Origin of the sequence: Macrococcoides bohemicum, assembly GCF_016865215.1 — a bacterium.
Lineage (GTDB): Bacteria > Bacillota > Bacilli > Staphylococcales > Staphylococcaceae > Macrococcoides > Macrococcoides bohemicum.
In genome coordinates this window covers 1,223,890-1,245,120 of record NZ_CP054482.1, presented here as the reverse complement: position 1 = coordinate 1,245,120, position 21,231 = coordinate 1,223,890, and the positions used below count along the sequence as shown (strand labels likewise).

General features: G+C 32.5%; 26 protein-coding genes. 6 read left to right on the top strand and 20 right to left on the bottom strand.

The window, feature by feature from the left end; translation table 11 throughout:
- Nucleotides 1–57 precede the first annotated feature (57 nt).
- The gene (locus HT586_RS06390) at nt 58–1,611 is read right to left on the bottom strand and encodes a glycine betaine uptake BCCT transporter (RefSeq protein WP_096076588.1); all 1,554 of its coding nucleotides are present in this window, start codon (nt 1,609–1,611) and stop codon (nt 58–60) included.
- A gap of 255 nt (nt 1,612–1,866) precedes the next feature.
- On the opposite strand from HT586_RS06390, the gene mscL reads away from it, so the two are divergent.
- Nucleotides 1,867–2,235, top strand: a complete 369-nt coding sequence (gene mscL / locus HT586_RS06385) for a large conductance mechanosensitive channel protein MscL (RefSeq protein WP_096076589.1) — start codon at nt 1,867–1,869, stop codon at nt 2,233–2,235.
- A gap of 44 nt (nt 2,236–2,279) precedes the next feature.
- On the opposite strand, the gene HT586_RS06380 is transcribed toward mscL, so the two are convergent.
- The 5 genes from HT586_RS06380 to HT586_RS06360 form a co-directional block, all read right to left on the bottom strand.
- Nucleotides 2,280–2,906 carry an SCO family protein gene (locus HT586_RS06380; protein WP_096076590.1) on the bottom strand — a complete coding sequence of 209 codons (627 nt, stop codon included), beginning with the start codon at nt 2,904–2,906 and terminating at the stop codon, nt 2,280–2,282.
- 109 nt (nt 2,907–3,015) lie between these two features.
- Nucleotides 3,016–6,123, bottom strand: coding sequence for an AAA family ATPase (locus tag HT586_RS06375; RefSeq protein WP_203545421.1), 3,108 nt, complete (start codon nt 6,121–6,123; stop codon nt 3,016–3,018).
- On the bottom strand, nt 6,113–7,228 hold the full coding sequence (locus HT586_RS06370) for an exonuclease SbcCD subunit D (protein WP_165958638.1): 1,116 nt from the start codon (nt 7,226–7,228) through the stop codon (nt 6,113–6,115). Before HT586_RS06370 ends, HT586_RS06375 begins: the two co-directional genes overlap by 11 nt.
- A gap of 101 nt (nt 7,229–7,329) precedes the next feature.
- A complete protein-coding gene (locus HT586_RS06365) occupies nt 7,330–7,554 on the bottom strand; it encodes a DUF2922 domain-containing protein (protein ID WP_133354115.1) in 225 nt (74 codons plus the stop codon).
- Between the two features lie 22 nt (nt 7,555–7,576).
- The gene (locus HT586_RS06360; RefSeq protein ID WP_096076594.1) at nt 7,577–7,780 is read right to left on the bottom strand and encodes a DUF1659 domain-containing protein; all 204 of its coding nucleotides are present in this window, start codon (nt 7,778–7,780) and stop codon (nt 7,577–7,579) included.
- A 94-nt stretch (nt 7,781–7,874) separates the two neighbouring features.
- Between HT586_RS06360 and HT586_RS06355 the strand changes: the two genes are divergently transcribed.
- Nucleotides 7,875–8,372: a DUF2621 domain-containing protein gene (locus HT586_RS06355; protein ID WP_096076595.1), complete on the top strand. Its 498-nt coding sequence runs from the start codon at nt 7,875–7,877 to the stop codon at nt 8,370–8,372.
- Nucleotides 8,373–8,411: 39 nt separating this feature from the next.
- On the opposite strand, the gene HT586_RS06350 is transcribed toward HT586_RS06355, so the two are convergent.
- Together HT586_RS06350 and HT586_RS06345 are read right to left on the bottom strand one after the other, a co-directional pair.
- Nucleotides 8,412–8,879 carry a CcdC family protein gene (locus HT586_RS06350; protein ID WP_096076596.1) on the bottom strand — a complete coding sequence of 156 codons (468 nt, stop codon included), beginning with the start codon at nt 8,877–8,879 and terminating at the stop codon, nt 8,412–8,414.
- Nucleotides 8,880–8,893: 14 nt separating this feature from the next.
- On the bottom strand, nt 8,894–9,568 hold the full coding sequence (locus HT586_RS06345; RefSeq protein WP_096076597.1) for a cytochrome c biogenesis CcdA family protein: 675 nt from the start codon (nt 9,566–9,568) through the stop codon (nt 8,894–8,896).
- A 197-nt stretch (nt 9,569–9,765) separates the two neighbouring features.
- Here HT586_RS06345 and HT586_RS06340 point away from each other — a divergent pair, with 197 nt between their 5' ends.
- Nucleotides 9,766–10,497 (top strand): hypothetical protein, encoded by a 732-nt coding sequence (locus HT586_RS06340; RefSeq protein WP_203545420.1) that lies wholly within the window; start codon nt 9,766–9,768, stop codon nt 10,495–10,497.
- A gap of 62 nt (nt 10,498–10,559) precedes the next feature.
- Here HT586_RS06340 and HT586_RS06335 read toward each other — a convergent pair whose 3' ends face one another.
- From HT586_RS06335 to HT586_RS06320, 4 genes are all read right to left on the bottom strand, one after another.
- Entirely contained in the window at nt 10,560–10,790 is a 231-nt protein-coding gene (locus HT586_RS06335) for a YneF family protein (protein ID WP_096076599.1), read from the bottom strand.
- A 124-nt stretch (nt 10,791–10,914) separates the two neighbouring features.
- Nucleotides 10,915–12,897 carry a transketolase gene (tkt, locus tag HT586_RS06330; RefSeq protein ID WP_203545419.1) on the bottom strand — a complete coding sequence of 661 codons (1,983 nt, stop codon included), beginning with the start codon at nt 12,895–12,897 and terminating at the stop codon, nt 10,915–10,917.
- A 76-nt stretch (nt 12,898–12,973) separates the two neighbouring features.
- The gene (locus tag HT586_RS06325; RefSeq protein ID WP_096076601.1) at nt 12,974–13,210 is read right to left on the bottom strand and encodes a DUF896 domain-containing protein; all 237 of its coding nucleotides are present in this window, start codon (nt 13,208–13,210) and stop codon (nt 12,974–12,976) included.
- 88 nt (nt 13,211–13,298) lie between these two features.
- Entirely contained in the window at nt 13,299–13,520 is a 222-nt protein-coding gene (locus HT586_RS06320) for a hypothetical protein (RefSeq protein WP_188017458.1), read from the bottom strand.
- 145 nt (nt 13,521–13,665) lie between these two features.
- Here HT586_RS06320 and lexA point away from each other — a divergent pair, with 145 nt between their 5' ends.
- A complete protein-coding gene (lexA, locus tag HT586_RS06315; protein ID WP_096076603.1) occupies nt 13,666–14,283 on the top strand; it encodes a transcriptional repressor LexA in 618 nt (205 codons plus the stop codon).
- Between the two features lie 407 nt (nt 14,284–14,690).
- The gene (locus tag HT586_RS06310; RefSeq protein WP_111745052.1) at nt 14,691–14,900 is read left to right on the top strand and encodes a PspC domain-containing protein; all 210 of its coding nucleotides are present in this window, start codon (nt 14,691–14,693) and stop codon (nt 14,898–14,900) included.
- 86 nt (nt 14,901–14,986) lie between these two features.
- On the opposite strand, the gene HT586_RS06305 is transcribed toward HT586_RS06310, so the two are convergent.
- Nucleotides 14,987–15,142 carry a hypothetical protein gene (locus HT586_RS06305; protein WP_203545418.1) on the bottom strand — a complete coding sequence of 52 codons (156 nt, stop codon included), beginning with the start codon at nt 15,140–15,142 and terminating at the stop codon, nt 14,987–14,989.
- Nucleotides 15,143–15,294: 152 nt separating this feature from the next.
- Between HT586_RS06305 and HT586_RS06300 the strand changes: the two genes are divergently transcribed.
- A complete protein-coding gene (locus HT586_RS06300) occupies nt 15,295–16,071 on the top strand; it encodes a metal-binding protein ZinT (protein WP_203545417.1) in 777 nt (258 codons plus the stop codon).
- Between the two features lie 42 nt (nt 16,072–16,113).
- On the opposite strand, the gene HT586_RS06295 is transcribed toward HT586_RS06300, so the two are convergent.
- From HT586_RS06295 to HT586_RS06265, 7 genes are all read right to left on the bottom strand, one after another.
- The gene (locus tag HT586_RS06295; RefSeq protein WP_096076606.1) at nt 16,114–16,365 is read right to left on the bottom strand and encodes a hypothetical protein; all 252 of its coding nucleotides are present in this window, start codon (nt 16,363–16,365) and stop codon (nt 16,114–16,116) included.
- Nucleotides 16,366–16,385: 20 nt separating this feature from the next.
- On the bottom strand, nt 16,386–16,766 hold the full coding sequence (locus HT586_RS06290; RefSeq protein WP_096076607.1) for a VOC family protein: 381 nt from the start codon (nt 16,764–16,766) through the stop codon (nt 16,386–16,388).
- A 20-nt stretch (nt 16,767–16,786) separates the two neighbouring features.
- On the bottom strand, nt 16,787–17,203 hold the full coding sequence (locus HT586_RS06285) for a hypothetical protein (protein ID WP_203545416.1): 417 nt from the start codon (nt 17,201–17,203) through the stop codon (nt 16,787–16,789).
- Nucleotides 17,204–17,234: 31 nt separating this feature from the next.
- Complete coding sequence (locus tag HT586_RS06280; RefSeq protein ID WP_096076609.1) at nt 17,235–18,245, bottom strand: CAP domain-containing protein; 1,011 nt, start codon at nt 18,243–18,245, stop codon at nt 17,235–17,237.
- An 83-nt stretch (nt 18,246–18,328) separates the two neighbouring features.
- The gene (gene guaC / locus HT586_RS06275) at nt 18,329–19,312 is read right to left on the bottom strand and encodes a GMP reductase (protein ID WP_203545415.1); all 984 of its coding nucleotides are present in this window, start codon (nt 19,310–19,312) and stop codon (nt 18,329–18,331) included.
- 186 nt (nt 19,313–19,498) lie between these two features.
- Complete coding sequence (rpsN, locus tag HT586_RS06270) at nt 19,499–19,768, bottom strand: 30S ribosomal protein S14 (RefSeq protein WP_111745058.1); 270 nt, start codon at nt 19,766–19,768, stop codon at nt 19,499–19,501.
- Nucleotides 19,769–20,039: 271 nt separating this feature from the next.
- Complete coding sequence (locus HT586_RS06265) at nt 20,040–20,990, bottom strand: metal ABC transporter solute-binding protein, Zn/Mn family (RefSeq protein WP_203545414.1); 951 nt, start codon at nt 20,988–20,990, stop codon at nt 20,040–20,042.
- Nucleotides 20,991–21,231: the final 241 nt, after the last annotated feature.

The following is a 21,231-nucleotide window of genomic DNA, read 5'->3' as shown; positions in this document are numbered from 1 at the left end:
AGTTTTACTTATGATAAAAAGACAGTTCAAGTAAAATAACCTGAACTGCCTTTAAAATTATTTATTTTTCTGAGGATTAACTTCATTTGTTTTATTTCTAAATTTTTTATCCGGCTTTAATGTCAATCCAAGTCGCATTCTTTCTTTATTACCGTCTTTATACACTGATATTAACATCATCAACAAAACGAATGAGAATGGGAAGGCTGCAATGATCGCTGCACTTTGCAATGCTGACAGACCACCAGCATAAATAAGCACTAGTGCAATTAGAGACTGCGCAACACCCCAGATAATTTTAATATTATTCGCTGGTTCTAAAGAGCCATTTGTAGACTGCATCCCTAATACAAAGGTCGCAGAATCAGCAGACGTTATAAAGAATGTACAGATTAATGTTAAAGCAATAAGTGACAGACCCATCGCCATCGGTAAATGTTCAAAGACTGCAAACAACTGTGTTTCAACAACCATTTCACCAATTTTAGGAACATCCTTAAATACTTCAATACCTGTAACTCCGAATACACTAAACCACAGCGCACTAATAATTGTTGGTACGAGTAATACACCGATTAAAAATTCACGAATCGTTCTACCTTTTGACACACGTGCGATAAATATTCCGACAAATGGACTCCAGCTCATCCACCAGCCCCAATAATAAATTGTCCAGCTATTCATCCAGTCATGTTTATTTTTATCAAGTGGTGCAACATCAAAACTCATACCTAAGAAGTTTTGCAAGAGATTACCGATTGATGTTGAGAACATATTTAAAATTAATATGGTCGGTCCTAAAAATAAGACGGCGATTAATAATAAAGTAGCAATTGCAATATTTGCATTACTTAATATTTGTATCCCTTTTGATAGACCACTCCAGGCACTAGCAAGAAATAAAATCGTCACGATAAAAACAATGATCAACTTAACGTTAAACGTGTTTGGTACATCAAAAAGATAGTGTAAACCACCATTGATCTGCTGAGCACCCATACCTAATGAAACTGCAACCCCTACTACGGTTGCAAATACTGCAAGTACATCAATGATTGTTCCAATCCATCCATCAACTTTGTTACCTAATACAGGTCTAAGCGTTTTAGAAATTAATCCCGCTTCACCTTTTCTAAATTGAGCATATGCAAGCCCTAATGCTACTACACCATAAGTGGCCCATGCATGAAATCCCCAGTGAAAGAATGTATAGCGAAATGCATCTTTCATTGCTTCATCCGATTCTGGTTCAGCAACCGGTGAAGTAATAAAATGACTTAAAGGTTCAGATGCGCCATAAAATACTAAACCGATACCCATCCCTGCACTAAATAGCATTGCAAACCATGAAATTGTATTAAATTCTGGCTTGTCTGACGGTTTACCTAATTTTAATTTTCCGATTGGACTTAATATTAAGAAGAAACATGTAAAGACAAAAATCGAAGTTATCATGACATAGTACCAGCCAAAGTACTCAGATATCCATTGATTGATCTCTCCTGTCACTTCACTAAACTGTTTAGGAATCGTGACACCAAGTAAAACAGTTATTGCAACAAGTGTTATTGCAATGTAAAAAACTGATGTTAATTTTTTTCCTTCTTTCATTAAAAAACTCCTCTCTAATAATTATAAACAGTCTACAGTATAACAAAGAGAAAAGTTAATTTCAAATAAGTAAGTAACGAGAAAATATCACTTAATGTATAATTAATCGTTTTCATTATTATTTTAATGCTATCGAAAAATTTTATTTATTAAAAGAATATGAATTTTTAATTAAAATTTAGCAAATAAATAAATAGATATTGATTTTTCATATTTATGTATGTAAAATAGAATTATTATAGGAGGTGACTATACATGTCATTAATTAAAGAATTTAAAGAATTTGCGATTAAAGGAAATGTCCTGGATTTAGCAGTTGCAGTTGTTATTGGAGCAGCGTTTGGTAAAATCGTTTCTTCATTAGTAGCAGATGTTATCATGCCGATTATCGGTCTTATCTTTGGTGATACAGATTTCGCATCAAACTGGGCTTATAAAGGTATTAAATATGGTGTCTTCATTCAATCTATCGTTGATTTCTTAATCGTTGCAGCAGCCATCTTCTTATTCGTGAAATTAATCAATAAATTAACTCGCAAGAATGATGTTGAAGAAGTTGAAGAAGCAGTTGAAGAAAATACTGTGTTATTAACGGAAATTAGAGATTTATTACGTTCTAAATAATAATAGAAAAGAGATTGCAGATGCAATCTCTTTTTTTATATCTATTACTTCTTATAAGGTCCTTCTTTAATCATCGTCTTTACATCTTCAACAATTTCTGCCTTCGGAAATTTCTTATCTCCAGTATCTTTCCCTGCATAGTCCTTCATGATAACACCATTTTGATCTACTAAATAAAAAGATGTACCATGTGTTGCCTGGTCGTTGTCAGCAGTTGGTGGAACAACAATCGTTTTAAAATTCTCTTCTGCAAACTGACGGATAAACTTTTCATCATAATCAGTAATAGCAGTCCAGACATCTTTTGGTGGATTATACTGATTAATATATTTCTTAAGTTTTTCTGGGGTATCTTTCTTTGGATCTACACTAAAGCTTATAATTCCGTAGTCTTTAGATGATACACCCTCTTTTTTTAGTTCATCAGCAACTTTACTCATATTATAAGTCATCGGCGGACAAACGGTTTTACAGTTTGTAAATATAAAATCCACTAACCAGACTTTACCTTTTAAATCCTTCTCAGAAATTTGTTTACCTTCTTCATTTGTCCCTGAAAATTCAGTAATGGTATTCCCAAATAAAGACTTAGGTACTATTCTTGAATTACTACAAGCTGCAAAAATAAATAAAGTCGTTAAAATAATTGTAAAAATACGTAATTTTTTCATAAGTCCCTCCTATTTATCAAACATTAATATAACAAATAATAGGTGTTATGAGTATATGAATACAAAGAAAGTTTTGTCATAATTATTACAATTTTAAATAATGCAGAAATTATTGAATCATAAATGTTGCACTACTATCAAAACCATTCGACTCAATCTTTAAAATTGCAGGTATTCTTTCTTTCAGGAGCTGTACATGACTAATCATTCCAACGAGTTTACCTGAAGTCTGCAAATCGATTAATGCGTTAACTGCTACCTCTAATGTTTCATCATCCAACGTTCCAAAACCTTCATCGATAAATACAGATTCCAGATGAATCCCTCCAGAAATTTGCATCACAAAATCTGATAAACCTAATGCAAGGCATAAAGAAGCAATAAATGTCTCTCCTCCAGACAACGAAGAGATATTTCTCGTTTTATTCGCATTATAATCAAATACATCTATTACAAGTCCTTGTTTGCCACCACCTTTTTTTTCAGCACGACGTCGTAACTCATATCGATTACCCGTCATCTGTCTTAGGCGATTATTAGCTAAAAGTAATGTCTGTTCCAGATAATACATTAACACAAAAGTTTCAACATCAATCTTCTGAGCATTATTTCCATTTAAAGCATTGCTCAATAACACAAGTGATCGCACATCTTTCATTGTTGATTCATAATAAGTAAGTCTATCTTCAAGCTTAATAAACTGTTTTGTATAGTTCTGATATTTCTCCTGCATAGAACCGACATTTGAAATCAGATCATTTACCATTTCTCTCATTATTTCCAGTTCGTGATGTAAAGTATCCAGATTAGGAGATTCACGATTGTCAATAATCTGAGTTAATCGGTCTATTTCATTGGATAGTGTGAGTCGCTTATCATGGAAATCTTTTATTTCGTTCTCAAATTGTTCAATGATAACGCTAATCTTTTTATCAGTATACTTTACTTTAATTTCTTCAGGAATTTGATACTGTTCTATTCGTTCTTTGAAAAGCTGAATTGATTGAACGATTTCTTCTTTTTGTCTGTTCAAACTCTCAATACTCTGTTTGATAAGCAGTTTTTCTTTTTCAGCTTGTGCGATATTATCTCTACATTGTTCAAAGGCAGATTCATAAGTTGAGATTTCAGCGTTATAATTATTATATCGTTCGATAAACGTCATGTAATCATCTGTATTCGTATCCTGCAAAAACTTTGAAAAATCAGATTCATCTGCGTGATATTGTTTCTCGGACACAGTAACTTCCTCTTGAAGTAAGTTAAGTGATTCAACAAGTTGAACTGTTTCATCCTGTGCTGCGTCAAGCGATTGTAATTGCTCTTGATACTTTAAAGTAACATTCGTTAGTTCGTGAAGTTCATTATCTGCACGTTTTATCTGATGAGAAAGTTGCACGTATATAGCTTGTAACTGTTCATGAATTGCCAAATACTCTGCATTACCGATTGTTTCGATTGTTATATTATCAATCCAAACATTCAGCGCATTTATTTCTTCAATATTTAATTGAGATTTTTCTTCATCATAAATATTAGTAATTGAAGGTAGCAATTCTAATTCATTTATGTAAATTTCAATTGAGGTACTCACTTTTTGCTGACGTTGTTTTATTTGTTCTAGGTCTATTTGGTATTTATGTGCTTCTATATGTGATGTATCATCTAGATTGTGAATAACATTCCCACAAACCGGACATTTATCTCCAACATTTAATTGAGACTTGATGTTTTCTATTAGTTCAACATCCTGAACTTTCTCACTACTTTGTAAATCATTTAATTTACTTTTTAAAGACTTTATAGATTCATCGATATTTCGATATGTTTCCTTAGTTGTAAGTAAACGGTCTAATTGTTTTGTAATTTTTGATAATGTAGAAATTTGCATTTTAACTTTTGTCATCGTATTGTCAAGCGCTATGACTTTCGAATCATTTTTAAGTACTTGTGTATGAATCAGCTGTTTTTCTTTTTCGAAGTTCTGCGCATTCTTTAATTTTTCTTGTATTGATTCAATCTTATTTGTTAAAATGTTAATTTTTTCTTTATTTTTACTGATATCTTGCTGTAAATTTTTATATTTTGAATGTGTGTAACGCTCATTTTGGATAACATATTTTTTCTTTTCAGTTATATCATCATAACTTTGTTGAAATGCTTCTTGTTGCTTACGCAATACTTCCAATCTTTTTTCTGTTTTCTGAAATTGATTATTAAAGTGCTTTATGTTTTGTGATATCGTTTCTCTTTTCTCAACATGTGAGAATAAATCATTTTCAATCATCTTATAATGATCAAACTGAATAAGATGTTTTAAATCATTTTGTTTGTCATTAATATTTTTTTCGTTTTCCATTAAGTCAATACGTGCCGCTTCATGTTCCTTCAATTGCAAGATACTATCATTTAAGACTTCTGCAGCACTTACTTCTTTTTCTTTTTCTTTTAATAAATTTCGTTTGTTTTCAAGTGTTACTTTAAACTTCTCAGTTTCATCAGCCATCTTTATTAAGGCGGATTGAATAGTATCACGTTTATCTGTATATGTTATTTGCTCATTTTGATCTATTAACCCTTCGAACATGGCAAACTGAACACCTATTTCAGATTCTAATGCCAGCATTTCTTTTTGATCCTGCTGAACTTTTTCTCGCAGTTGTGAAGACAATTTTTGAATTTTCGTCGTATCGAAGAGTGTGCGTAAAATATCTGATTTTTCTTTAGAGCCCGAGACAAGTAATGATTTAAATTCACCTTGCGGTAATATAAATATTTTTCTAAATTGATGGGCATCCAGCTTTACGATATCTTTAATCTTTTCTTTTCCGGCAGTTAGTCCAGTTGCAAGTAATTTTTTTTCATTCTGAACGATTTCGTATACATTAAGCTGTGTTGGTTTCTTCGTCTTATTACCATTTTTTATAAAAGGTATATCTCGATATATTTCATATTGTTTGCCCTGCATATAGAATTTATAGATGACTTCTGTAGGCTCATCGTCCTGGGCATTTATATTCCTTAAATTAGATTCCTCACGATCACTCGTTGACGCGACACCAAATAATGCGTACATCATACCATCAAAAATCGTCGTTTTTCCAGCACCGGTCTTACCGCTGATTAGAAATAACTGATGATTTTGAAGGCTTTTAAAATCGATTGTTTCTTCCTTAAAAGGACCAAATGCTTTTAACTTTAATACGTTAGGTCTCATCTGTTTCACCCCCTGCTCTTAGCAATGTTTTAAGCGTATCAATTTGTTGATCATCTAACGTTTCATCAGTCATTTCTTGATAGAATGTCGCTATAAGATCCATTGTATTAAGATTTGTAACATCTTTACTCATCGTAATTGTACGCTTTTCTTTCAATATCGGTTTTAATTCGAGTAAATTCGGATAAATCAGCTTTAATTTGGCCATTGGTTCATTGACTGCTTCCATCTCGCTTAGTTCCAGTCTTAAATATGCATTCGGATTACATTCAAGCTGTAATTGCATTGCCTCATTATACGTTCCTTGTGCAACTTCCAAATCTCTTTCATATTTTAATGGCTTAAATAAAACCTCATTTTCATTTAAGTCAAATATTCTATAACCTTTACGCTGACCAATTTCAGAGAAAGAATAACGCATTATACTACCACTATAATATACTTTCTCGTCTTTTATCGCGTCTGGTGTATGCAGATGACCGAGCATCGTGTAGTCAAATCCATCAAATAATGATTTATTCACATGCTCAACAGTTCCGATAACAAGCTCTCTTTCAGACGCTGTAACTACGCCACCGGCAACAAAAAGATGACTGATTAAAATGTTTTTCTTATTCTTATCCATATTGTTTTCTATGTTCATAATTATCTTCTGATATGTATCCTGATGTGATCTTATCGATTCATCCCTAAAATACTGACGGGCATATGCCGGATCAATATAAGGTACTAAATAAAAGTGAATATCATCAATGATTACAGGTGTTAAACTATCGTCAATCGTTGTTGACAGATAATAGTGAAACTGCTTAAAATAATTTCTTGCATGACCTAAACGTTCAGCACCATCATGATTTCCACTTACAGCAAGTACAGGAATTTTTCTATCTACATTTACTGCAAGTAAGAATGACTCATACACTTGCATTGCTTCCTTTGATGGTATTGAACGATCATATATATCACCTGCAATCACTAGTACATCTATGCCTTCTTCATCAATTCTTTCTATGAGCTGACTTAAAATCATCTGTTGATCACTCAGTAAAGAAAATTGATTGATTGTTCGTCCAATATGTAAATCTGCGATATGCATTATCTTCATACTTTTCACCTCAGCTTTTATTATACAAAAAAAACACATCCCCGATATAGGGATGTGCCGATGGTGTATTCAACTTATATGCATTTATTAATATTCTATGATTACTTTTCCTCTGAATCAAAAAGAATAGTTTCAACTTTATCGACTAATTTTGCTGATTTTATCGAAACTGGCACGCCTGCTGTCGTAATAAAATATTTACTATTGACGATGCTTTCCATTACAGATAATACAGTTTCACGTGTTAAATCCTGTTTGGGCTGATTCACTGTAAATGTGTAGTTTTTTCCAGTATCCGTTAGAAAATTCATTTGTAAGCTCTTCATTATTTTTCCCCCTTTCTAATGATTAGATAACTGCTTTTGTTTCAACTTTATCAATCTTCACATAATCTTCACCAGTTAATTCAGTCATTAACATTGCAAAGTTTTGTAAATCACTATCAAGTAAATCCATACGCACTTGGTTAAAACGTCTCGTCTTAAATACTTCTTTACCATCATCTTTTACATCAGTGACATATAACAGATTTAATACAACTTCCTTTAACATGTTTTCACCTCCTTTACACTATATATATCGAAAAAAGATTATTAGATAGACACACATTTTTTAGTTCTATATAATGTGTTTAGAGGTGAACGACATGAACGACTGGTTTATGATATTTATTTTTTTATGGACAATTTTCTTTATTTCTATGCTGGCAATCGGTGGTTTCTTTATGTTCCGTAAATTTTTAAAGCGTATGCCCAAAGAAGATGGTAAAAGCGAGCTTGACTGGCAGGATTATTACATCAACAAAGCATTACATTTATGGGGAGATGATGCTAAAAGCTTACTCAATGAACTGGTTTCTCCTGTACCGGAACTATTTCGCGATGTTGCAAAAGAACGCATCGCTGGACGCATTTCAAAAATTGCGCTGGATGAACAAGCCGATAGTATTGAACTCGATCATATATTACGCGGATACATCATTGCTACACCTAAACGTGATCACCCTTTTATGAAAAAGAAACTGAATCAATTAGGAATCGATTATACGCCTTACGAAGATTACTTTAAGTATGCAGATGATGAGAAACAAAAATTCTCTATATTTGATCATTCGGAAATAGTAAAAACTGAAAAACAAAAATAAGCCGAGCAGTGAAAATTCACTACCCGGCTTTATTTTTTGTCAATCTTTAATTAAAGCACGTTCTAACTTTTTATACTTAAAATACATTGCAATTCGCCAAGGTACTATCATACTAAATGCCAGTAAGAAGAACATACCAGCTAATTCACCTGGATGAATCGTACTGCTTAAGTAAAATTTCATCACACTTCGAATAATTAATAGAGAAATTAAAATTAGCGGAAATAACTTCGAACGTTTCATATAGATTAAGTTATCTTTAACAACAAAGTTAGAAGTGTAGATTAAGAATATCGAAAAGAACATTCCGACTACAACCGCTTCTAATATTTCCATCGATGTCAATCTAAAGTATGGTACTACATACATCAATGCTCCCGTAGACATAAAAAAAGGTGGAAGAATAATCTTCTTTACATTTGTGGGATAATTTTGAGCCTTCATTCTAACGATAATAACTGCGGTACCCATAAATAATGCTACGAGCATCGAAATCACAAAATACATATCCATCCTTCTTTCTAACTAAAAAATTGGGTGATTGCTGTTAACTTATCAAAGAATAATAACAATCCCATAATAATCATCATTACCCCACCAATTTTAGTGATTGTCTGACTATATTTCTTTAATATATTAATTTTTGTGATAAAGAATGTCAATAAGAAAAATGGAATACAAAATCCAAGAACATAGGCAATCATATAAATCAGCGCTAACGATTGATTGACAGCCGCCATAGAAAAGATTGTTCCGATAATAGGTCCCATACACGGTGTCCAGCCTGCTGCAAATGCAATCCCTATCAGTAACGTTCCGATAAAGCCACTAGGTCTATTCTTAAATTCAAATTTGCGATCTTTCATTAAAAACTGTGGATTGAATATACCAAGTACCACTAATCCAAATATTATACATAGCAGACCACCTACCATACGTATCGTATTATCATACGACTGCAGAATATCTGAAACAAAACCTAAACCTACGCCTAAAGAAATATAGACGATAGAAAAACCAATTAAAAAGAATACGGTGTGTAACAAAGCTTTTTTATCCATTTTATTATCTTTTAGATCATTATAACTTACACCAGTAATATAAGATAAAAATGCAGGATAAATCGGCAGTACACACGGTGAAATAAAACTAAGTATACCTGCGCCGAAAGCAACGGCAATCGTAATATCCCCCATAATCAACCTCCATTCTCAATCATTTTATCAAATATTAGGGCAACTTATAGCCAAGATTTTGAACGAAATGTGACATTCATAGAATCTCGAGTCAATTTAATTCATATTTATCACACCAAACACATTAAACAATCAGAAGATTATCGTGTTCAAATTAAGAAAAAAATGCTATATTTACATTAACAGGAGGACTTGCTATGAAAAATAAATATCTCTTATTATCGATGACTTCACTTTTATCGGTATCCTTGTTAGCTGCGTGCGGAAAAGATGCACGTGATGAATCAGAAGTCAATAAAGCAAAAGTTGCATTTGAAACAAAAGAAAAAGAATCAACTGACGAAGAAAAAAAGGTAACAGATAAAAATAAATCTAAAGCTGCACTTGAAAAAATTAAAGCCGCAAAAGAACGTGGTAAAAATAAAAAGAAAAATAGTAAAAATGATATTGAACAAGCAGATAATAAAGATACTGCATCTAGTGATTCATCTGACGAATCACAATCAGAAAATAATGATAAAGCTGAAAAAGCTTCTTCTGAAGATAAAAACGATTCGAAAAGCGAAACTACTAAATCGTCTTCTAAGAAAAAATCGACTGCATCAAGTAGTTCAACATCATCAAGCAGTTCATCTGCCACTAATACGAGTTCAAACACAACAACATCTCGACCAGCAACAAGCACGTCTCAACCATCAGTGACACGACCTGCAACACAATCACCTACGACAAGACCATCAACACCGACAACGACTGTACGACCATCAACACCGTCAACTACAGCCCCAACGACGACGCGTCCAACAACACCAACTACTACACCGAGACCAACTCAACCGACGACGACTCAACCGGCTACAACACAACCTGCAACACCTGAGCCACCACCATCTAATGATGGTTTTATCGAACCAATGCCGGGTCAATAATAAAAAGCATGAGGAAATCCTCATGCTTTTTATTATTGACTGTAAAATAAATTACTGTCTTACTATTTTAAATTTTGATTCATATTGCGGTTCATCATTTGCATCATTTGGTTAATTTTCTTTTGTGAAGGTTTTTGACCCATTTGCATCATCATCATGCGTAACATTTCTTCATTGATCGGTGGATTTTTCTTTAAGTAATCCATCATGTATTTACGTGCTAAGAAGAAACCACCAGCTGCACCTGCTGCTAATGCTAAAATAATTAATAATATCCAAATCCAAGTATCCATTCACTTCACCCACTTTCTCATTCTTTTAAAAGTTTACTAGATATAAGTCTATTTTTCAATAGTTATTTATCAAGAATAAAGAAGACTGAACTGCTTCAGCCTTCTTGATCTTCTAATCTTTATATTATAAGTCTAAAATTTCTCTAACAACGTTATCTACTGTAAATCCGTATTTCTCCATTACGAGTTCTCCTGGAGCACTTGCACCAAATTTGTCTATACCAATTACTTTACCATCTAACCCCACATATTTATACCATGCAGCAGTGGCACCCATTTCAATTGCAACACGTTTTGTTAAATGTCTTGGCATTACTTCTTCTTTATAGTTATCATCCTGCAAATCAAATACACGTGTATTCGGTATTGAAACAACTTGTACTCCTTTACCTTGTGCTTCTAGGGCTTTTGCTGCTTCAACAGCAAGTCCAACTTCTGAACCTGTCGCAATCAGTAAATATTCAGGTGTCTCTGATTGATAAACTACATAAGCACCTCTACGCACACCTTTTTCTAATACATCTTCAGATACATCTGTAACGTCTAGGTTCTGACGTGTTAATACTAACGCTGTAGGTACATCTTTTGATTCCAATGCAATCTTCCAGGCGATGCGAGATTCATTACCATCTGCCGGGCGAATCACATTTAAGTTAGGTATTGCTCGTAATCCAGCTAATTGTTCAATTGGTTCATGTGTTGGACCATCTTCACCAACTGCTATGGAATCATGTGTAAATACGTACGTTACAGGTAATCCCATTAGCGCAGATAATCTTACAGCTGGTTTTAAATAGTCACTAAAGACGAAGAATGTCGCACCGTATACTTTTAATCCACCGTGAGTAGCCATTCCGTTTAAAGCAGCACCCATTGCAAATTCTCTGACACCGAACCAAATATTTTTACCTTCTGGAGATTCTGCTGAGAAATCTGCTGTATCTTTAACATTCGATTTATTTGATGATGCTAAGTCTGCAGACCCACCAAAGAATGATGGTACTGATTTAGCGATTGCTTGAATCATATCACCAGAAGTACTTCTTGTAGCAGCAGATTTACCTACTTCATATTTTGGCAATTCAGTATCATAACCTTCTGGAAGTTCACCTTTAATCGCTAACTCTAATTGAGCTGCAAGTTCTGGTTGCTTTTCTTTATATTCAGCAAATTTTTTATTCCATGCATCCTCAGCTTCATTTGCACGTTTTAACATCGTTTCATTAAAGATGTCATATACAAATTGTGGTACTTCAAATTTTAAGTTTGCATCTAATCCATATGTTTCAAATGCTAAAATTCTCTCTTCATTACCAAGTGGCGCACCATGCACACCATTTGTTCCCTGACGGTTTGGTGAACCATATCCGATGATTGTCTTAACTTCAATAATTGAAGGTTTGTCTGAAGATTTTGCTTGCGTAATAGCTTTATCAATCGCTTCACAGTCATTACCATCTTCAACTAAGATATGCTCCCAGCCATAAGCTTCAAAGCGACCTTTTACATCCTCAGAAAATGCTTTGTCAAGATCTCCATCTAAAGAAATGTCATTTGAATCGTATAAAGCAATCAGTTTATTTAATTTAAGATGACCTGCTAAACTGGCAGCTTCATGCGAAATACCTTCCATTAAATCTCCATCTGAAACTAATGCATACGTATAATGATCCACGATATCAATATCTTTGTTATACGTAGCAGCTAAATGCTTCTCTGCCATCGCAAAACCAACACTCATCGCAAAACCTTGTCCTAATGGTCCAGTTGTAATTTCCACACCTTCAGTATGACGGAATTCCGGATGACCTGGTGTTTTAGAATCCCATTGTCTAAAGTTTTTCAGTTCCTCTAGTGCTAATCCACCTGAAACATGCAATAAAGAATATAGTAATGCAGAGCCATGACCAGCAGAAAGTATAAATCTATCTCTATTAAAGAAATGCGTTGAGCTTGGATTAAAGTTCAGATGACGCGTCCATAATGTATAAGCAAATGGAGCAGCCCCCATCGGTAAACCAGGGTGACCAGAATTAGCAGCCTCAATCTGATCGATACTTAATGCTCTAATCGTGTCAATTGCAAGTTGATCTTCTTTTGAAAACATATTTATTTCTCCTTTATTTTGTATTTTATATTATTTAATATACTGCTTAATTATTGTTAACTCAATTTCTTAATTTTTAATCTCTTAAATTATTGTTTCTTTGAATTACTTTCACTTTCTCAGGCGTAACATCGTTGCCTTCAGGATCGATTACCTTTGCGTTCTCTATCGTTTTCTGGAAGCTATTTCGAAAAGTCTGAAGATATTCTTTACGTAATAACGTTTGCTCTCTGCCTTCTTCTTCAGTTAAACCTTCATTCTTCTTTTTTCGTGCCAATTCATTTATTCTATTCATTTTTTCTTGTTCTAACATATCCTCATTCCTTTCCATTTAAAGATACCAAAAAAAGCGCGTGAAACCAACTGGTCACACTCGCTTAAGTAAAAAATTATATGTACATTTAATTTACAACACCTAAAACCTCTCCATTTTGCACTGGATCATGTATCGTTTGTTCTGTATCATTACGAACATCATTTTGTTCGCTTATTTGTTCTGTAATACCTGGTGAAGTCTGTTCATAAATATAATGAGATTGCGTCATATATAAAAGGCCGAAGACTGTAATTACAATAAATAATAGTAAATACATCATAAATTCCTTTGAAATAGTAACTGTCATAGTTAATTCCTCCTAGAACGTTTGTTTGTATTTATACAATAACAGAACGTTTGTTCTATGTCAATAAAAACACGAACAAATGTTTGTTACATGCGAACGTATATGCTATAATACAAATAACACCAATGCTAAGGAGTGTTTATAAATGAGAGAACTAACTAAAAGGCAAGAAGAAATATATGAATATTTGAAACATGTTGTATCAACTAAAGGATATCCACCTAGTGTTCGAGAGATTGGAGAAGCGGTAGGTTTGGCTTCATCTTCAACAGTTCATGGACATCTTTCTCGATTAGAAGAAAAAGGATATATTAAAAGAGACCCAACTAAGCCACGAGCGATAGAAATTGTACAGGATGAAACGCCTGCTGATTATTCAGAAACAATTCACGTTCCGGTTATCGGTAAAGTAACTGCAGGTGTTCCTATTACTGCGATAGAGAACGTGGAAGAATATTTTCCCTTACCTGCTCACTTTACAAGTAGTCATAATAGTGACATCTTTATTTTAGATGTTGTAGGTGAAAGTATGATAGAAGCCGGCATATATGATAAAGATAAAGTGATTGTTAGAAGACAGTCTATTGCAGAGAACGGCGATATTATTGTGGCTATGACTGAAGAAGACGAAGCAACTGTTAAAAGATTCTATAAAGAAAATAATCGTTATCGATTACAACCGGAAAATAGTTCTATGGATCCAATCTATTTAGATTCTGTAACTGTTTTAGGAAAAGTAGTTGGATTGTTTAGAGAATTTTAAAAAACTAAGAGCGAATGACTATAGTCATTCGCTCTTAGTTTTGTTTATATTTGTTAAAACATTTGAATACTGATTTTCTATTAAGATTACTTACGTCCAATGATTTCTTTTACTTGTTCTAATATGTCTTTATGTTCTTTTGCTTTTGTTTCCATCGTACTATCCCCTTATCTCATTCTTATAATGAATATTCATTACAAAAGGCTTACTTAGAAAATATACCCAAAATGAAAAGAATCAAACATCGATGTATTGCTTTTTTATACAGGAAGTAGCAATTTGTATATACTTATCTACTAATATTTTACAACAAATATTAAAAATATACAAATATTTCACTTTTTCACTTCAGAAAATTTTATAACTTTCCTCATGCTTGATATAATAAAAGTAAGGAGGCGAATGACATGCAAAGAAAATTAGCACGTTCTACAACTGATAGATACTTAGCTGGCGTTTTAGGTGGTTTTGCTGAATATTTAAACATGGATTCAACACTACTCCGTGTTATCTTTATTCTTGTTTCATTCTTAACTGTGCATATCCCAACATTTACAATCTATCTTATTCTTGCACTATTTATGCCAAAAGACGTTGATGTTATTGATCGTTACTGATTAAATATTTATTAAATTAAACAAAGCTTAAGACAATGTGTATATTCACATGTCTTAAGCTTTTATTTTTGTGTTCATATTGATATTTACTTCCTCTTATTTAATATCGCCACAGCCCCAAATCCTAATACGAGTAATAATATTGTTAACTTATCATCAATAATCATTAGGCCATAACGACATATGAATAAAATGAAAGCATAAATAAACAAAACGAGTATCTTGATGTGATAATTAGACATTTCAACCCTTCTTTACTATATTATATGTTGTTCATCATACCATCTTTTCATAATTTAATTAACTTTTTGTTTAAATAGTAATAATTCCTATTTACAATTATATCGCTTTGCTTTAGTATTAAATCGTAATGATTACGAAAAGGAGAAATATTATGAAGCAAAGTATGTTAAAAGGTTTAGGAATCTTATCATTAGGCGTATTATTAGTAGGTTGTCAGGATGCTAACACTGAAAATGATAAAGAACAAGAACATAAAACTGAGACAACTTCTAACTTAACGAATGAGAAAACGACTTCAAAAGAGCATGCACATGATCATGAAAAAGAACAAAGCGAACATGCTCATGATCACGGTCATTCACATGGTGGTCACGAAATGACGAAAGAAGAAGAGAATATTTATAAGGGTATATTTAAGGATGAGCAAGTAAAAGATCGTCCATTAACAGATTGGGAAGGTGATTGGCAATCCGTATACCCTTATTTAAAAGATGGTACTTTAGATGAAGTTTTCGAACATAAAGCAGAAGAGGATGATTCAAAATCAGCTAAGGAATATAAAGCATACTATACAACAGGCTATAAGACTGATGTAACAAGAATTAACATCGGTGAAAAAGCTATATTATTTTACAAGGGAAAAGAAAAATCGACTGCGGAATACACATACGATGGTAAAGAAATTTTAAACTATGAAGCAGGCAACCGCGGTGTACGGTTTATCTTTGAAAAAGTGAGCGGTGATGATGCTGCACCACAATTTATACAATTTAGCGACCACATTATCGCACCTGAAAAAGCATTACACTATCATATATATATGGGTAATAATCGTGCACAGTTACTAAAAGAAATGAAAAATTGGCCAACATATTATCCAAGTGATTTAAAAGGCGAAGAAGTAAAAGAAGAAATGTTAGCTCATTAGTAAAAACCAGAAACTTATCATTTTAGGATAAGTTCCTGGTTTTTATTTTGCTATCCAGAAGTTGAATGTATGCATTGAAATAATTAATATCACAATTACGAGATTTAATCCAACAAATAACTTTCTATGTTTTACATTACCAAATAAAGCACTCATATATAATCCAAGTAAGGTTGTAACATACAAAAGCATCTGTACGTATAAATTTAACTGACCTCTTCCATGAATAAATGGTATAAATATCAATAAAAGTGAACTCATTAATAATAATAATATTACGATAAAACGATACATAATAATTCCTACCTTTATTTCTACATTACGATAACATTGAATAAATGATCATCTAAATCTGCAAACATTATGCCATAATAACCATTTTTCTTACCTGGAGGACTCAATACTTTCCCTCCATTTTGTGCTATTAAATTTGCTAATTCATCAACTGCTTCATTACTCTCCATATCAAAAGAAATGATCGTTTCGGGATAATCGGAGCTTCTTCTACTTTCACGTCCCATAAAACCTTCCAGTATATCTTTTCTAAATAAACAAATTACTTGCTTTCCAACCATTATTCCAGCTAATGTATCATCATTAGAACGTTCTTCATTAATCTCAAAACCAATATTTCTAAAAAATTCAGTTGATGCTTTTACATTTGCAACAGGTAAATTAATCCAGTATGATTTCATTTATTCTCCCTTTGCGCTTATTATTTATGTAAATTAATTAGTGGCACACTTGATTTTATCACTTGATTTGAAACAATTAAATGTTTTAACTCTTCTGCGATATCAAGTTGATCTAAATAGTCAAAGTCTAACCAGGCATATGGTGCGCGAACTTTAAATTCTTGTTTATTTTTAGCATTAAATACAAACGCTGTATCATTAGCCATCGTTTTCGAGAACCATGTCTTAAATTCTTTTTTCTCTTCAACGACAAACAATATCCCTCCAACTTTAATATCGTGGTTTAATTTACGTGCAAATTGTTCTGCAGTGCTCTTAATTGTTGATTGGCCGGATTTTACCACACTTGGTAATTTCATTTGTTTATTTCCGAAATCCTGTACTAATATTTTGTCTTCAGTTGTTATCAATAATGAAGCAGATATTTTTTCTTTCATTTGAAACTCCTTTTTAAAATAAATTATGTTCTTATTTATATTGCGTAATATAGTTTTCTACATAGAATGGTTGATTATTGTCGTTGAATGCTACTCCTACGCCTAAATTCATATAATCCTGTTTCAGAATATTTTTTCTATGACCTATACTATTCATCAATCCATGATGCGCTTCAATGGGTGAAACTTGACCGTATGCTATATTTTCACCAGCTACGCTATAATTTAAATTTGCCTTTTTAATACGGTCAAATGGTGTTTCATTCTGTTTATTTGTATGACTGAAATAATGATGTTCAGCCATATCTTTGGCATGTGTATTAGCAACTTTAGCAATTTCAGGATACACATTAAGTATTTGCTTACCAAACATTTTTCTTGTCGAATTTGTTAACTCAAAGTGTAACCTCGCATAATCCTTTTCTAAATTGTCATTTGGATAAGCATAATAATTTTTCTTTAACTGATCAATTGACTTATTAATAATTTTTATTCCACTTACTGTATTATTACGATACTTATCATAATAAATTGTAACAAAGTACTGTCCATCCTGATAAATCGCACTTTCTTTATTGTCTAAAGCAAGTTGATAATCTTTACCTTGAAAAACTTCCAACGGCTGACCTAGTTTTTTCTCAACATTTTCGCGTGTCAAACCGTACTTTAAACCTTTATCAGTTACTACCATATTCTGATTGGAATAGACACCACTCACCTTACCATTTAAATACATAACCAGCATAAAGTCATCATAATCTCTATGATAGACCGTCCAGTACTGTTGATATTCATTTAACAATTGCTCATGCGGCTCACCTAAAATACGGTTAACTTGTGATTGGGTCATCCCCATTTTAATTTTGCCGACATTCATATTTTTTGCTTTTTCCGGTTTCTCTGTAAGTAAATGATTATCTTTAATCAATGCACGTAATTCAGACTTCATATTCAAAATGATTTTATCGGGTAATTGAAGAAAGCTAAGCGGAAATATAAGTATAAATAAAATTACTAGGCAAAATGACAATATTTGCTTCATGTAACACCTCTATAAATTAAAAACATACACAGCGTGTATGTTTTTAATTATATCAAATTTAATTCTTTTTCTGTACGAATTGCTTAATAATCTGTATCTCCATTAAATATAGAGTTTCTCACAATAACATAATCTACCGTTGTTATTGCTTTAAGGTCTTTTCCACCTGCGTATGAAATGGATGATTGTAAATCCTGTTCCATTTCTATGAGTTTCTCTTTTAAGGAACCTTTACGTTCAACGAATAGCTTTTTACCTTCGACATTTTTACGAATGCCCTTTTGAAATTCTGATGCACTACCAAAATATTCTTTATAGTGTTTACCATCTTTTTCAATCGTTTCACCTGGTGATTCTTCATGCGCCGCAAGTAATGATCCAATCATCACCATAGAAGCACCAAAACGAATCGATTTAGCGATGTCGCCATGTGTACGAATGCCACCATCGGCAATTAACGGTTTACGCGCAGCTTTTGAACATAATCTTAATGCTGCAAGTTGCCATCCACCTGTTCCGAAGCCAGTTTTTATCTTTGTAATGCACACACGACCTGGTCCAATACCAACTTTAGTAGCATCTGCACCTGCATTTTCAAGTTCCCGAACTGCTTCTGGTGTACCAACGTTACCTGCAATTAAGAAAGTTTCCGGAATCAATCTTTTAATATGATGAATCATTTCAATCACCTGATCAGAATGACCATGTGCAATATCAATTGTGATATATTCAGGTACAATATTTTCATTGGCCAGTGTTTTAATAAAATCATATTCAGATGATTTTACACCTACAGAAATCGATGCATATAAACCTTTTTCGTGCATATTTTTGATAAATGGTAATCTTGCTGCCTCATCAAATCGATGCATAATATAAAAATAGCCATTTTGCGCAAACTTCTCAGCAAGTTCTTCATTGATAACTGTCTGCATATTTGCCGGTACAACTGGAATTCGAAAACGTAATGGACCAAACTGAATTGATGTATCACATTCAGAACGACTTTTTACGATACATTTATTAGGTATAAGTTGAATATCTTCATAATCAAATACATCCTGCATAAATAAAACCTCTAATCATTTGTTATATTTTGTGAATAATATAGAATTTTTCATTACTAAAACTTTATTATTATCATTTATCCAATAGAAACTTTACTACTGTTTAGAATAAAAGTAAAGTTGTATATAATGAAAAGACGAATGAATTAAATTAACTCATTCGTCTTTCTTCTTATTTTATATTAATTACCAGCTCGCTTTTTTCACGCCTGGAATTTGTCCTTTATGCGCTAGTTCTCGAAAAGCTATTCTAGATAATCCGAATTTACGATAAACACTTCTCGGTCTTCCAGTTACTTGGCAACGTGTAGTAAGTCTTGAAGGTGCTGAGTCTCTTGGTAATTTTTGAAGACCTTCGTAATCTCCTGCTGCTTTTAATGCTTCTCTTTTCCCTCTGTAATGTTCTACTAATGCTTGTCTTTTAGCTTCTTTTGCAATTTTTGATTTTTTAGCCATAATTTCTCCTTTAGTTTATATTTTTCTGATTTGCCATCCATAAGGATTAACAAAACTTTCCCACGCTTCATCGATTTCATTCGTTTTTTATAAACATGCATCAAGTTCTGCTGTTATTTTTTCATGTTCTAAATCTGTCCCGATTTACATGTCATAAATCGTAATTGTTACGATTAATAATATAGCATACCATTTTATACAAGTAAAACAAAAATTTGAGTTCGGTTATTCCGAACTCAAATTTTTATCTCTGACATACATTATAATTCTTTTACTTATTGTTAAGTGCCTTATCTAGGGATTCAATATTTATTTTCATAAGATCCTGATACGTTACATCTTTTTTGTCCCTATCTGTTAACACAGCCATATTGTGGAATGGAACAACAGTAGCATTCGTTTTATCTTTAATAATATCAACAGTTTTTGTTGTAATATTTTGTTCATAAAGTATTACTGTTGCTTTTGATTTATTGATAATATTAATCATATTAATAATATCACTTTGAGAAGGTTCTTCATTATTCATACCTGAAACACCTTCTTGTTTAAAGCCATAACGTTTCGCAAGATAACCTATTGAATCATGTGAAATAAATACACTATCCTGCTTTTTAGTTTTTGTAATTGTTTTTAACTGTTTATCAATTTCATTGATATCTTGAACTAGTTTTTCATAGTTTTTAATGTATTCTTTTTCGTGCTGTTTATCTTTTTTAATTAACCCATCCTTAATCACTTTTGCAAATGATTTATTCATTTCTGGATCAAGCCAAACATGTGGGTCATGTGCGCCATGGTCATGATCATGTTCATGTTCATGTTTCGCTTCATGATCATGATCATGTTCTTCACTTGCTAATAAATCATGCTCATCAATATCTTTTGCAAGTTGAACTGTCTTATCCTTTTTGTTAATTACCTTCGCTATTTTAGCACTCACCTGATCTAATTCATCACCTGAATAAAAGAAAAGATCGCTTTTAGCAATACGCATCGTATCTTTTTGTGTTGGTTCATAAGTGTGTATATCGATACCATTTGGATAGATACTCGATACAGTGACATGATCACCACCAATTTGATCTATCATACTTTTGAATGGAAAGACTGTAGTATAAACCTGTAGTTTATCGCCAGACTCTTTGTCACTACTTTTATTACCACATGCAGCCATCAATACTAATGTTGCAATTAATAATAATGAAAATAACTTCTTCATACGTTCATCTCCTATTTCGTAATCATTACGCTTTAACATTCTAAACCTTATTTTATAAGAAATCAATCACTAATTTTTTATTTTTTATCCCTATATCATTTTAATCCAATATATCAAGGTCTATATAAATACATTTTATTATAACAAGTAATATCTCCATTATATAGAAGAAAAAGTATTAAGAAAAATTTAATAAAAAAGCTTTACAAAAATTCATTCAGGGCGTATCATTATAAATCGT

Coding starts and splice junctions, on each gene's coding strand:
- HT586_RS06335 (WP_096076599.1), bottom strand. CDS start 10,790: ATGGATACTTGGATTTGGATATTATTAATTATTTTAGCATTAGCAGCA.
- HT586_RS06325 (WP_096076601.1), bottom strand. CDS start 13,210: ATGTTAGAACAAGAAAAAATGAATAGAATAAATGAATTGGCACGAAAA.
- HT586_RS06370 (WP_165958638.1), bottom strand. CDS start 7,228: ATGAAGATAATGCATATCGCAGATTTACATATTGGACGAACAATCAAT.
- HT586_RS06390 (WP_096076588.1), bottom strand. CDS start 1,611: ATGAAAGAAGGAAAAAAATTAACATCAGTTTTTTACATTGCAATAACA.
- HT586_RS06305 (WP_203545418.1), bottom strand. CDS start 15,142: ATGTCTAATTATCACATCAAGATACTCGTTTTGTTTATTTATGCTTTC.
- HT586_RS06360 (WP_096076594.1), bottom strand. CDS start 7,780: ATGTTAAAGGAAGTTGTATTAAATCTGTTATATGTCACTGATGTAAAA.
- guaC (WP_203545415.1), bottom strand. CDS start 19,312: ATGCAGGATGTATTTGATTATGAAGATATTCAACTTATACCTAATAAA.
- HT586_RS06375 (WP_203545421.1), bottom strand. CDS start 6,123: ATGAGACCTAACGTATTAAAGTTAAAAGCATTTGGTCCTTTTAAGGAA.
- tkt (WP_203545419.1), bottom strand. CDS start 12,897: ATGTTTTCAAAAGAAGATCAACTTGCAATTGACACGATTAGAGCATTA.
- HT586_RS06320 (WP_188017458.1), bottom strand. CDS start 13,520: ATGACAGTTACTATTTCAAAGGAATTTATGATGTATTTACTATTATTT.
- lexA (WP_096076603.1), top strand. CDS start 13,666: ATGAGAGAACTAACTAAAAGGCAAGAAGAAATATATGAATATTTGAAA.
- HT586_RS06340 (WP_203545420.1), top strand. CDS start 9,766: ATGAAAAATAAATATCTCTTATTATCGATGACTTCACTTTTATCGGTA.
- HT586_RS06295 (WP_096076606.1), bottom strand. CDS start 16,365: ATGTATCGTTTTATCGTAATATTATTATTATTAATGAGTTCACTTTTA.
- HT586_RS06300 (WP_203545417.1), top strand. CDS start 15,295: ATGAAGCAAAGTATGTTAAAAGGTTTAGGAATCTTATCATTAGGCGTA.
- HT586_RS06350 (WP_096076596.1), bottom strand. CDS start 8,879: ATGTATTTTGTGATTTCGATGCTCGTAGCATTATTTATGGGTACCGCA.
- rpsN (WP_111745058.1), bottom strand. CDS start 19,768: ATGGCTAAAAAATCAAAAATTGCAAAAGAAGCTAAAAGACAAGCATTA.
- HT586_RS06290 (WP_096076607.1), bottom strand. CDS start 16,766: ATGAAATCATACTGGATTAATTTACCTGTTGCAAATGTAAAAGCATCA.
- HT586_RS06365 (WP_133354115.1), bottom strand. CDS start 7,554: ATGAAGAGCTTACAAATGAATTTTCTAACGGATACTGGAAAAAACTAC.
- mscL (WP_096076589.1), top strand. CDS start 1,867: ATGTCATTAATTAAAGAATTTAAAGAATTTGCGATTAAAGGAAATGTC.
- HT586_RS06285 (WP_203545416.1), bottom strand. CDS start 17,203: ATGAAAGAAAAAATATCTGCTTCATTATTGATAACAACTGAAGACAAA.
- HT586_RS06355 (WP_096076595.1), top strand. CDS start 7,875: ATGAACGACTGGTTTATGATATTTATTTTTTTATGGACAATTTTCTTT.
- HT586_RS06380 (WP_096076590.1), bottom strand. CDS start 2,906: ATGAAAAAATTACGTATTTTTACAATTATTTTAACGACTTTATTTATT.
- HT586_RS06280 (WP_096076609.1), bottom strand. CDS start 18,245: ATGAAGCAAATATTGTCATTTTGCCTAGTAATTTTATTTATACTTATA.
- HT586_RS06265 (WP_203545414.1), bottom strand. CDS start 20,990: ATGAAGAAGTTATTTTCATTATTATTAATTGCAACATTAGTATTGATG.
- HT586_RS06345 (WP_096076597.1), bottom strand. CDS start 9,568: ATGGGGGATATTACGATTGCCGTTGCTTTCGGCGCAGGTATACTTAGT.
- HT586_RS06310 (WP_111745052.1), top strand. CDS start 14,691: ATGCAAAGAAAATTAGCACGTTCTACAACTGATAGATACTTAGCTGGC.